The following is an 11,989-nucleotide window of genomic DNA, read 5'->3' as shown; positions in this document are numbered from 1 at the left end:
CGAGAGGGCCTTGGGACTTAGCGTCGGACCGGAAGCAACAAGGTCTGCGGGAGAGCCTTGTTGTTTTGAGTGACCTCGAGGCTGAGGTCGCCTGTGTTCGCATCCGGCGGAACCGTCACATTGAACTGGTAGAGCCCGACGAAGCCCGGCGTGACACCTTGGAAGCTGACGCTTGCATCCGCGCCACCGATCTTCCAGAGCGTTTTGTATTGCAGGGTGCCTAAGGCGGTGGCAATCTGGCCGGCAATCGGAATGTTGAAGGGCGACATGCTGCCGAAGCCAGTGCCATAGAAGATGATCGTTTCGCCGGGCTTGGCAGGAGAAGCGGCATTGACCGGATTGCCATCTGCATGGGCTGCATAGACAAACTGCTTGCCCCCAATGATGTAGCTGGCCGGAGCGAGCAGACCACCGTTGAGCAGCTTCATATCGATGAAGACCTGAGCGCTTTGCTGCGTCTTATAGGTCACAACGACCGGAAGACCGATGCCGACAGAAACAGTGGCAGGCACTTGCACGTTGACCTGTGTCGGGCTGACATAGGTGACAAAGGCGCGCTGGCCACCAACGGTAACGCTCACCCCTTCGAGCGAGGTGGGGGCGGTGTTGTTGGTAAAGTCATCGGAACTCCAACCTCGCGTCACCTCGCCAGCAAGGTTCGAGCCATAGATCTCCAGGAAGGATCCGGGGGCAGCAGAACTGTATGCGCCAAAGGCGGTGGCCGAGACAACGCCACCGTCACTGATGGAGGGCGCAGGCTGCGTGGGGATCTCCGAGATCTTCGTCACAATGACCAGATTGGACTGCTGGACTGTGCCGCCGGAATAGGCGATGAGGGGAATCTGATCGAAGGGCGAGGCCAGGGGGCCGGGACTGGGAACATTGATCGCGGCAATCTTATCCATCACAGAAAGGCTCGCATTGTCGACGACGCGGCCAAAGACGGTGAAGCCGCCATTCTGTCCATTCAAATTGGCCGCATTGTTGGCAAGATTGAAAAACCATTGGTTGGTGGCACTGTTTGGATCGTCACCCAGCTTTGCCATCGCGATGGTGCCACGGATATTGGACTCTTTGAACTCGTTGACCACCGCTGCCGATTGGGCAATCGCGGGAAGCCCCGGCAGGGTCGCCTGGAAGCCGCCACCCTGAACGATGAAACCGGGAACGGAGCGGTGGAAAACGCTGTTGTTGTAAGCGCCCTTTTTCATATAGGCCAGGAAGTTCTCTACGGTTTTTGGGGCAGAACCTGGGAGCAGCAACACATCGATGTTGCCCAGATTCGTTTCAAAGCGGACCGTGGGTCCAGATGTGGTTTGGCCCAAAACGGTGAAAAGGGCACAGCAGAAGAGGAAAGAAAGACGAAGCATGGGAACTATTTGGAGTCTAGCTTAAGCGACGCATGGGCCTCGGCAAACAGGTACACCCCAAAATGCGGTGTGAGCTCTCCCCTGCCCCAGCGGTGCGCCTTCCAGGTGGCCCGGACCTGCGTGATTTCAGGGTGCGCCGCGAGATCAAGCAGCAGCGCCGATTGGCCGGTGTAGAATTTTTGCGGAAAGACCAGAAGAGGTTTTTCCGCCCAGGTGGCGCCGTCTGCAGAGCCTTCAATGTGGATCTCCAGCGACTGCTGTTCGACGATCTTTTCAATCACCAGAGTCAGTTGCAGCAAAGCGCCAGCCGCCGCATGCAGCGCAACCGCCGCGCCGCTCCCGTTGGCCGTAATTGTCGATTGGGGGATGAGAAACTGCGCAAACATCCTAAGCCACCCACTTCTGCAGGCGCTCGCGAGCCGCTTCGAGCGTTTCGATTTTCTTACAGAAGCAGAAGCGAACCCACTGGTCGCCGACGCCAGGCGTTTCAAAGAAGCTGGAGCCCGGAACACAGGAGACTCCCACCTTTTCGACGAGATGACGGGCGAAGGCGCGATCGTTCTCAAAGCGGAAGTCTTTGATTTCCGCCATGACGTAATAGGCACCCTGGGGCTTGAGAGGCTTGAAGCCGGCCGAGGAAAGGATGTCGAGAATGAGGTCGCGGCGCTCGCCGTAGTGCGTCGAGAGCTCGGCGTAATATTCGTTGCTGGAGGCAAGTGCGTGGACCCCGGCTTGCTGCAGGGGTGAAGCCGCGCCGACGGTGAGGAAGTCGTGCACCTTGCGGATGGATTCCGTCAGATCCGGCGCAGCGATGGTCCAGCCGACACGCCAACCTGTGACGGAATAGGTCTTGGACATCGAGTTGATGAGCACGGTGCGCTCCCGCATTCCAGGAAGACTCAGGAGGGGGATGTGCTGCAGGCCGTCGTAGAGGATGTGTTCGTAGATCTCGTCGGTGATGGCAAGGGTATCGAATTCCTGGCACAATTCGGCGATGGTGGTGAGTTCTTCGAGAGTAAACACGCGGCCGGTGGGGTTGTTTGGCGTGTTGAGGATGATCGCTTTGGTCTTGGCGGAGAAGGCACGGCGCAGCTCGTCCGGATCGAAGCTCCAGTCCGGGGCGTGCAGCGTGACCAGCTTGCGGGTGGCGCCGCAGAGTTGGGTATCGGGAAAATAGTTTTCGTAGAAGGGCTCAAAGACAATGACTTCGTCGCCGGGGTTGGTGGTAGCGAGAAGCGTAGCGATCATTGCTTCGGTGGCGCCGCAGGTGACAGTGATCTCGCGATCAGGATTGATTGGGAGCTGGTAGCTGTCCTGGTACTTTCTGGCGATCGCGTCCCGCAGGGGCTTGGCGCCCCAGGTGACCGAATATTGATTGATGTCCGCGTCGATGGCTTCGATGGCCGCCTGCTTGATGCTGGCGGGCGCGGGGAAGTCCGGAAAGCCCTGCGCGAGATTGACCGCGCCATGCTGGATGGCCAGGCGGGACATCTCGCGGATCACGCTTTCGACGAAGTGGCCGGTGCGCTGGGAGGCAAAGCGCGGACGCCGATCGATGTTGCTACTTTGCTGGACGCCGCTGCGTACCGTTGGAATCACCATTTTCCGATGGTAAACCGGGCGAAGGAGTCGCGTAAAGACGGCGGTAGACACCCGCATTGCGGATGACGCTCTGGACATAACCGCGCGTCTCCGTGAAGGGAATCGATTCGATGAACTCGGCGGGGTCGCTATACTCGCCACGGCCGAGCCATTCGGTGACACGCCCCTTGCCTGCGTTGTAGCTGGCGAGGGCCTGTTCGAGACTACCGTTGAGGCTGGTGACAAGGCTCTTCAGATAGAGGCTGCCCATCTGCAGGTTCACCGTGGGATCGAGGAGCATCTTGTTGCTGAAGCCCTTGATGCCGAGACGGCGGGCGAGATCCCGGCCCGTAGCGGGCATGATCTGCGTAAGGCCGTGCGCATTGGCGCGAGAAAGAACCTTGGCGCTGAACTCGCTTTCCTGCCGGATGAGCCCGGCGAGCAGATACGGATCGAGGTCGTTCTTATACGAATAGGTGAGGAGCGGATCCTTGTAAGGCAGCGGATAAGCCAGTTTCCAGAGCGGCAGCGTGGTCGCGTTGAGCGGCAGGCTGAGATAGGCCGGGAAGATGCTCTTCATGTAGCGGATGCCCTGGTCCGGAGCGCCGCGGCGCGTGGCCATCTGGGCCGCCGCCATGGCCAGGAGATGCGCCTGGTTGTGCAAACGTGCGTCGTTTCTCAACTCCAGTTCGGCGTAATCGTAAAGCGCTCCGCGGGCCAGCAATTCGGCGCGGGCGATGCGGCGGCGGGTATTGGAATTCGCATCAAAACTGAGCTGGTTCTGTGGGACGGGAAAGCTGATGTCGCGGAGCTGCGCCTCCACCGTGGGGCTGAGCGCCTGCGTGCCGAGGCCCGCCTGGGCGATGCGCTCGCGGCAGAGTTCGGCGTAGAAATGATTCGGGAAGAGGTCGATCGCGCGCTGGTAGTAGGTCTTGGCGGCAGGCTTGTCCTTGCGCGCCTCGGCGGCGCGGCCCAGGAAGTAGAGAGCAGCCGAGTTGTGGTCCCCTGTGGGATCTGCGGCGAGATAGTTGCCGAGACGAGCTTCGGCATCGGGCCGGCGAAGGATGTAGCTCTGGACGGCAAGCTTCCAGTCACATTCCCGGGCTTCCGGACGGGCGGCGAAGTCGAGCGAGCAAGCCTCATAAAGCGGCATGCTCTTTGCGTTTTGGCCCATGACCCAGAATTGGCCCGCCGCGTTGGCCAGCGCTTCGAGACGGAAGCTGGACTTGGGATATTTCTTATTGAGCTGCTCCATCGAGCTGCCCATCGCGTCGTAGGACTTCGCACGGCGTGCCGCGAGGAGCGTGTAGAAGAGGCGTTCCGCGTCGGCTTCGCCGTCAGCTACCTGGGTTGCCTGGAGCGTGGCTTGCGCGGTGTCGCGACGGAGCCGGTAATCACAGACGCCGATGCGAACCTTGGCCAGATCGAGCGCCGGTCCGGTGAGCTTGGGGAGCAGCGCGACCAGTTCGGCGCGCGCCGCGGTGGGATCGCTTTGATCCAGCAGCTTGTAGGCGCGATCGAGGCGCTCGGCAGGGCTTAGGTCGCTAAGCGGCAGCAATTTGACAGCTTCGGAGGCCTCGGCAGATTTCGGAGACTGTGACAGGACCTGCGCCAGCAGACGCCGCGATTCTTCCGGCTTTGCGTTCAGCGACGAATAGAAGGCGATCTGCGATGGAGACAGGAGCTTCTGGTGCTTCTTGAGCAGACTGGCGAGCTTGTCCTTCTCGCCAAGCTCCCGGGCACTCTTCAGCGCGAGCAGGGCGGCGCGCGGGGCCAGCGGCGACTCGTGGACTTCCAAGACACGCTCTGCGTCTTCGAGAGCGGATTTGAAGTCACGGGCCGTGAATTCCGTCGAGGCGATCATCCAATCGACGTAATCCGAGATCTCCTTCAGATAGCTTCGCGCGGCGCGCAGCTTCTCGAGCGAGGCAGGACCAGGATCGCCATTGTAGAGCAGGAGGCGCGCCAAGGCGCCCTCCTGATCCTTCGGATGTTTGATGAGGAATTGCTCCAGTTTGGCGCGAGTGGGAGGCGTAGGACGCTCCCGGAATTCCTTAGCGATCGGTTCGAGAGTTTGTGCGCTGAGTGCAACTGCAACGAGGAGTAGCGAATACTTCATCCACCCATTAGACGAGCGAACCAGGGTAATCGGGTCCCATAAGTTGCGGATTGTCGATGGCCAGCGTCTCGACAAGTTCCCCATGTAGATAGTCTCGCATGTGCTGTTGCCCATCGAGGAACTGGGACAAATAACGTTCGCGCGCCTCGTCGATCTCGGTCTTCAGACGGAGGTAGATGTTGGCGTCGCGCCGGCCAGCCTTGACCGCATCATCCTTATAGAGACGCATTTCGGCCACCTGGACACGAGCAAAGCGCTGGGCGCGCATGTGCAGTTCCCGCTGTTCCTGGGTGAGTTCATCCCAATTGAAGCTGCGCTCGGGAACAATTTCTGCCGCTGGCGTGCCGTCACCATTCACGGCAAAGGCGCCGACCGGCACCGGGACAAATGGATCGTCCCGATAGGAATCACGATCCTCCGGATTGAGCGCGGAAGCAATATTGACGAGGCTCGAAGACTGCACCGCACGGGCCGAACGAATGCTCTGCAGCGTCAGGCCGGCGGCGGTCACCAGCGTTTCCACCGCGCCCATTTCGAGGGGCTGCGCCGCGGGTTCCAGATAGAGCAGCGCCGTCACCACATCCCCGACCAGAACCGGGAAGAGGTAGCACTTGCCGGGTGTCGCATCGGGACGGAGGCTCATGACATAGGGCGAAACTTCGGAATCGCTCCGGACGGCAACCACGATGTCTTTCGATTCGAGCGCATTGTGGAACGCAGCGGCCTCTTCGAATTCGAGCGCAAAGTTGGTCTCCAATTCCCCCACCACGCCGCGAACGCCTTCCAGACTGAAGCGATCTTTCGTGACCAGGAAGAGGGCGGTAAGTGCGCAGAAGGGCTGCACGGCATCGAGCAGCGCTTCTTTCCACTCCGCACCGTCAACCGCCTGGCGGAAGACGCGAATTGCTTGGCTCAATTGCTGCCCCAATTCCCGGCGGGCAGCATCGCGTGTCCGGGTGGCCGTTTCCTCTTTGGTTTGTTCCACAAGCGGGAGGAACTCGGCATCCCAGACTTCCCGCTCGGCAGCAAGACGGACCGGAATCTCTTCCGCCAGGCGGTTGGCGACGCTTTCCTGTACACGCTCGGGGAGAATCTCACTGAGCTTGTCCTGCACGCCATTCTCGATGTGCCAAGGAAGAATCTGGGCCAGACGAAGAGCAACCTCGTCCTCCAGACGCGCCGCAAGCTGCTCCTGCACGGCCTGCTCCATCCGCCCGGGCAATTCCTGCTGCAGACGTTCCTCCAGGCGGTCCGCTACCGTTTCTTGAACGCGGCGATCGAACTCTTCGTTGATCGACTGGGCCTGATGCTCGGCGAGCCGAGTGTGCCATTCCGCATCGAGACGCTGTGCGACTTGTTCTTCGAGCTGTGCGGCGAGGCTGGCTTCCGTCGCCGCGCTGAGCTCTTCTTTCAGGCTCGTGAAGCGTTGCTCGACGACCCGCGCGATGTTCTCGCGCCAGCCGCTTTCGAGGGTTTCCGCAACACGGTCTACATGCAGCTTCCAGGCTGCTTCAAACTGCTCGCCAGCCTGTCGCTGGGCGTCGTCAAAGAGAGAGTTCCATTCAGCCATATCAGTTCTTCTATGTTCCCATCGCCTGAAACAAAGAATCGCGGAATACGGCAAATCTCTTAGATCGCCCTAGCTAAGCTACTAGAGGAGTCCGCTACTCTTTGTTCTGTTTTTCCAAAAAGGTCTTCAAGCGGTAGCTTCGGCTGGGATGACGGAGCTTTCGGAGAGCCTTCGCCTCGATTTGCCGGATGCGTTCCCGTGTGACGGCAAAATAAGCCCCCACCTCTTCGAGAGTGTGCTCGCTGCCGTCTTGGAGACCAAAGCGCATTTTAACGATTTTTTCTTCGCGCGGGCTGAGCGTCTTTAGGACTTCCGCCGTCTGCTCGCGCAGATTGAGGTTAATGACGGCGTCGGAGGGCGAACCCATCCGCTGGTCGACCAGGAAATCGCCAAGATGCGACTCTTCTTCTTCACCAACCGGAGTTTCGAGCGAAATCGGCTCCTGGGCGATGCGCAGGATCTTGCGGACCTTGTGGAGCGGCAACTCGAGGCGCCGGGCCAGTTCTTCGTTGCTGGCCTCCCGCCCGAGTTCCTGCTGCATGGCGCGCTGGGTGCGGATGATCTTGTTGATGGTCTCGATCATGTGGACCGGCACACGGATGGTGCGCGCCTGATCGGCAATCGCGCGGGTGATCGCCTGGCGAACCCACCAGGTGGCATAGGTCGAGAATTTGAAGCCGCGGCGGTGATCGAACTTCTCCACTGCTCGCATGAGCCCGATGTTGCCTTCCTGGATGAGATCAAGGAACTGTAGCCCGCGGTTGGTATAGCGCTTGGCGATGGAGACCACCAGACGCAGATTGGCCTCGATGAGCTGCTTCTTGGCAACGAGCGCTTCGGCCTCGCTGCGATCGACAATCTGCAGGGTCCGTTTCAGTTCGAGCGCGCTGGCACCGGATTCTTCTTCGATCTGCTGGATCCGTGTGGTGAGCAGCTTGATGTCTTTGCGGTAATCGGCACCAATCTTCATCTCCTCGGCCCGCCGCTGCAGCCGGCTGAGTTCCCACTCATGCGACTTCAGTTGTTCGACAGTCTTGCGCAAACAGGTCATGAAGCGATGCATCAGCCAGGAGCTGAGGCTGTGCTTGCGGATTTCGCGCGAGGCCTCGACAATCGTGCGAGCCAGCAGGAAGCGAAGCTTGCGGTGCTCCTTCGGCTTCATCCCGCGCGAGATCGAGCTGAGCTTCTGGCGCGTCTGCTGCGCGCGGCGGGCAAGACGCCCGACTTCGGCGATGCTGAGCAGAAAGGCTTCCTGTTCGGGCCGCGCCGTGTCCTCTTCGATCTCTTCGATCTCCTCTTCGGTGATGTCGCCATCGATGCCCGCGCTGTCGCTCAGGCTCAATAGATCATAGATTGATACTTCGCCTTGCTCAAGTTCCTGCCCCAGCAGAATCATCTCACCGACTACAAGAGAGGAACGGGAGAGGGCCCGGAGTACAGTCTTTTGGCCCCGCTCGATTTTGCGGGCGAGCGCAATCTCACCTTCGCGAGTGAGAAGAGCCACAGTTCCCATTTCGCGTAAATACATGCGAACCGGATCATTGGTCTTGTCGACGACATCGAGAACTTCCTCCCCGTCCGGGACTTCAGGGGAAACCTCGTCACCCGACTCGGGATCGCGCTCCCCAAAGCCCTCCACGGGAGCAAGCGACTCCAACTCATCAATGCGACGGATCACTTGTTCAGCGACACCTTCGCTCATTTCATCGCCGGATCTGAAGTCCTCTTCCATAGCCCCCCAAACTCAATCCTGAAACGCACTTACTATTTGGCCCACTCTAGCAAAAATTTACGCCGGTAAGAATGGGGTGCGGGGCTAGCTCGGACTAATGCTTCTGCGCGCGCTCAAGGTTTCTTTCCAATTCCATCAAGCGCATTGCCTCAGGCATGTCGCCGCGTTGCTCGGCCTCACGCACCTGCATTCTCAGGTCTTTCCGATGCCGCTCCCGTTGGTCATAGCTAAGTTTCTCGAGACAAGCCCGTAACTGCGCTGCTGGGTCTCCATGCATTTTCTCGACATCTTCCGTATCGGTAGAAAACAGAGCGGCCAATAGGTTTGCATCCGCTTCGCTGAGCTTGGACTGTAAGACAGCGAAGTCCACGGCCCCATCGGCAGCCAGCATGTTGAGTGCCGTTTCGAGGATGTGATGACTCTCCAAGTTGGGAAAGCCTTCCATGCTGAGCAGGGTGTCACAGTATCCGGCCAGCGCTTCCGGATGATGCAGCAAGAGACGGATGAGCACCTTCTCGAGATCGGGCAAGTGACGCTGCGGCGCAATCTGCACTGCTTTTGCAGCATTGCGGTCGCCGGCTGCTTTTCGAAATTGATCAAGGACGACACCCGGCTCGACGCGCAGATGGACCGCCATGTCACCGACCACGGCGAGGCGCTCCAGTTTGTCCGGAAGTTTCTGGATAGCGGGCAGCAGGAAGCGGAAGGCTTCCATCCGGCCTTCGGCTTCGCGCATGTCAAAGCGGGACCGGGCGCGGTCGGCAAGCCAGTGGAAGTAACCAGGGCTCCGGTTCAGTTCGGCGAGATAAGCTTCTGCACCATGTGCCTTTACATACTCGTCAGGATCGAGACCACCGGGCAGAGAGCAGACGCGAATCTGCAGGCTCTCTTCCAGCAGGATCTGGATGCTACGCTCCGCCGCATTCGCACCGGCATTGTCCGGATCGAAGTTGATGATGACCCGGTCGGCATGACGCTTCATCGAACGCACTTGCAGGTTGGTAAGCGAGGTGCCGCAACTGGCGACCACTTCCCGCACTCCAGCGGAATGCACGCCGATGACATCCATGTACCCTTCGACAAGAATCATCCGGCCGGACTTGCGGGCGCCTTCTCTCGCATGGTGGAGGTTATAGAGGACATGGCTCTTGCGGTAGATCGGCGTCTCTGGTGAGTTCAAATACTTTGGTTGATCGTCGCCAAGAGTGCGCCCTCCGAAGGCAATGACTTTGCCGCTCTCATTCCAGATGGGGAACATGAGCCGGTTGCGAAAGCGGTCGAAGTAGCCGGGGCCATCGTTCCGTTTGAGGCAGAGGCCGGACTGCTCCATCAACTCCCCAGGGACACCCTGCTTCTCAAAGAGGCGGGTGAGGCCGCCAGAGGGATCACTGAAGCCCAGACCGAATTCTTCAGCCAGCTTCTGGCCGATGCCACGCTTGTTGAGATAGCCGCGGCCCGGTTCTCCCGCGCTCGCATAGAGGTTGTCGCGGAAATGCTTGGCAGCCACTTCGTGAAGATCCTGGATGCTGGCTTTCTTCCGGCTCTCCGGGTCGAAGTCTTCCCGCTGCTTGGGCATCTCGATGCCGTTCTTCTCGGCCAGCAGCTTGAGCGCTTCATAGAAGCCCATACCTTCAATTTCCATGACGAAACTGAAGACATCGCCCCCCTTGCCGCAGCCGAAGCATTTGTAGAACTGGCGGTCTGCATGCACATAGAAGCTGGGAGTCTTCTCGCGATGGAAGGGACAGAGTCCGCGGTAGCGGGCACTGCCGCCGATCTTTTGCAGACGAATGTAATCCCCAATCGTGCGGACAATGTCGACGGAACTCTTGAGTGTGTCCTTGAAGCCGAAATTACTCACAGCGCTTCTCCGAGAGATTGCCAGTAGCGAACGATTGCCTCGATGCCGCGCTCAATGTTGGGCAGATAAACCTTCTCATTCGGAGCATGCAGATTGTCATCGGGCAGACCAAAGCCGGTGAGGACGCTTGGAACACCCAGCGTCTCGGCAAAGAGACCGACGATTGGAATGGAACCTCCACTGCGAGTCAAGACCGTTTCGCGGCCGAAGACTTCCGTCATCGCAAGTGCCGCTTTTCTGACATAAGGATTGGCGGGATCGACCACGCTCGCCTTGGCGCTATGGAGGATTTTCAACTGGGTGCGGACACCGGGAAGCGCAGCCGCTTCGATGGCAGCGTTGAGCAGTTCACCCACCCGGACGGGGTCTTGACCGGGGGCAAGGCGGCAACTGAACTTGACCGTTGCCTCGCAAGGAATCACTGTTTTCGCACCGGGGCCGGTGAAGCCACCACGGATGCCGTGGATCTCAAAGGTGGGCCGGGCCCAGGAACGTTCGAGAACCCCGAAGCCGGGTTCCCCGGTCAGCGCATGGACACGTGCCTCCTCACGCTGAAAGGCGCCAGCATCGAAAGGAAGGCGAGCCCAGCTCGCCAGCTCTTCCGCGGTGGGAGCGGCCACATCGTCATAGAAGCCGGGGATCAGAATTCGTCCGTGAAGATCTTTCAGCGAAGAAACAATGCGTGCTGCCGCCTCGATGGCATTGGGAACAGCACCGCCATAGACGCCGGAATGCAGATCCGTCTCGCCTGTCTGGACCTCCAGCTCCGCATAGAGGATCCCTCGCAGCCCCACGCAGAGGGTGGGAAGCTCGGGGGCAAACATCTCGGTGTCGCAAATGAGCGCTGCGTCGCAAGCCAGCGCCTCAGGATGGGTCCGGAGATAGTTTGAAACATGATCGCCACCGGATTCCTCCTCGCCTTCAAACAAAAAGCGCAGGTTGACCGGAAGAGGGCCTTGCTGGCGCAGACGCTCAACCGCCTTGATCAGGATAATGGCTAAGCCTTTGTCGTCTGCTGCACCGCGGGCGTAGAGATTGTCGCCGAGCACAGTGGGCTCAAAAGGAGGGGTGTTCCACAGATGCAACGGCTCGGCAGGCTGGACATCGTAGTGCCCGTAGCACAGGATGGTGGGCTTGCCGGGAGCGTGGAGCCAGTCGCCGACCACGAGGGGATGCCCTTCCCCTTCGATCAGCCCGACATTCTCAAGGCCAGCCTTGCGGAAGAGGCCGGCAGTGAAAACGGCAGCAGCGTGAACGTCATTGGCGTGCTCGGGAAGTGCGCTGATGCTCGGGATGCGCAGCCAAGCGATGAGGTCGTCTAGGAAGTCTTCCACTCTGCCTCTAGCTTACGGACTGCGTCGGCACAAAGGACGGCGGCATGCTTCGATTCTGGAATCAAGCCGCCAATAGCCGCGTCGATCGCGGCAGCATCCAGGCGCTTCAAGTCGGCCGCAGAACAGCCGATGAGGAGTTCTGTGAGAGCACTGCCACAGGCAATCGATGCGGTACAGCCGCGTGCGCGAAAGGAAGCACGAACAATCTTTTTCTCAAAACATTCGACGCTAATCCGTAACTGATCACCGCAAATCGGGTTCTCTACTGCGACGATGAACGAAGGTGCAAGAAGTTCCTTAAGATTCCTTGGATTTTCAAAATGATCTAGGAGTAGGCCACTATACACAGGTAGTTTATTGTCTCAAGTCTCATGGAGGTATAGGGTCGAATCGCTCCAAAGCCTGATTCATCAAACTTTTTT

Annotated in this window: 9 protein-coding genes; all 9 read right to left on the bottom strand. The window is 59.4% G+C overall.

The annotated features are described in order from the left end of the window. Positions 1 to 17: 17 nt before the first annotated feature. Complete coding sequence (locus M017_RS29740) at positions 18 to 1,370, bottom strand: peptidylprolyl isomerase (protein WP_051670479.1); 1,353 nt, start codon at positions 1,368 to 1,370, stop codon at positions 18 to 20. 5 nt (positions 1,371 to 1,375) lie between these two features. Then, entirely contained in the window at positions 1,376 to 1,756 is a 381-nt protein-coding gene (locus tag M017_RS0118785) for a hypothetical protein (RefSeq protein WP_031499697.1), read from the bottom strand. Between the two features lies 1 nt (position 1,757). Further along, positions 1,758 to 2,972: a pyridoxal phosphate-dependent aminotransferase gene (locus M017_RS0118780; protein ID WP_080507942.1), complete on the bottom strand. Its 1,215-nt coding sequence runs from the start codon at positions 2,970 to 2,972 to the stop codon at positions 1,758 to 1,760. After that, positions 2,932 to 5,070 carry a lytic transglycosylase domain-containing protein gene (locus tag M017_RS0118775; RefSeq protein WP_031499694.1) on the bottom strand — a complete coding sequence of 713 codons (2,139 nt, stop codon included), beginning with the start codon at positions 5,068 to 5,070 and terminating at the stop codon, positions 2,932 to 2,934. The genes M017_RS0118780 and M017_RS0118775 overlap by 41 nt, the downstream gene beginning before the upstream one ends. A 7-nt stretch (positions 5,071 to 5,077) precedes the next feature. Next, positions 5,078 to 6,640: a hypothetical protein gene (locus M017_RS0118770; protein WP_031499692.1), complete on the bottom strand. Its 1,563-nt coding sequence runs from the start codon at positions 6,638 to 6,640 to the stop codon at positions 5,078 to 5,080. A 94-nt stretch (positions 6,641 to 6,734) separates the two neighbouring features. Further along, positions 6,735 to 8,372 (bottom strand): RNA polymerase sigma factor RpoD, encoded by a 1,638-nt coding sequence (gene rpoD, locus M017_RS30495; RefSeq protein ID WP_051670477.1) that lies wholly within the window; start codon positions 8,370 to 8,372, stop codon positions 6,735 to 6,737. A gap of 94 nt (positions 8,373 to 8,466) precedes the next feature. Next, complete coding sequence (gene dnaG / locus M017_RS0118760; protein ID WP_051670475.1) at positions 8,467 to 10,233, bottom strand: DNA primase; 1,767 nt, start codon at positions 10,231 to 10,233, stop codon at positions 8,467 to 8,469. Next, complete coding sequence (locus M017_RS0118755; protein WP_035957872.1) at positions 10,230 to 11,567, bottom strand: dipeptidase; 1,338 nt, start codon at positions 11,565 to 11,567, stop codon at positions 10,230 to 10,232. Before M017_RS0118755 ends, dnaG begins: the two co-directional genes overlap by 4 nt. Further along, entirely contained in the window at positions 11,552 to 11,914 is a 363-nt protein-coding gene (locus M017_RS30775; RefSeq protein ID WP_031499687.1) for an iron-sulfur cluster assembly scaffold protein, read from the bottom strand. Before M017_RS30775 ends, M017_RS0118755 begins: the two co-directional genes overlap by 16 nt. Between the last annotated feature and the right edge of the window lie 75 nt (positions 11,915 to 11,989).

Origin of the sequence: Bryobacter aggregatus MPL3 (assembly GCF_000702445.1) — a bacterium.
In the GTDB taxonomy this organism is placed as follows: Bacteria; Acidobacteriota; Terriglobia; order Bryobacterales; family Bryobacteraceae; genus Bryobacter; species Bryobacter aggregatus.
The sequence above is the reverse complement of the archived record's forward strand: the minus strand, read 5'-3'. Positions and strand labels throughout refer to the sequence as shown.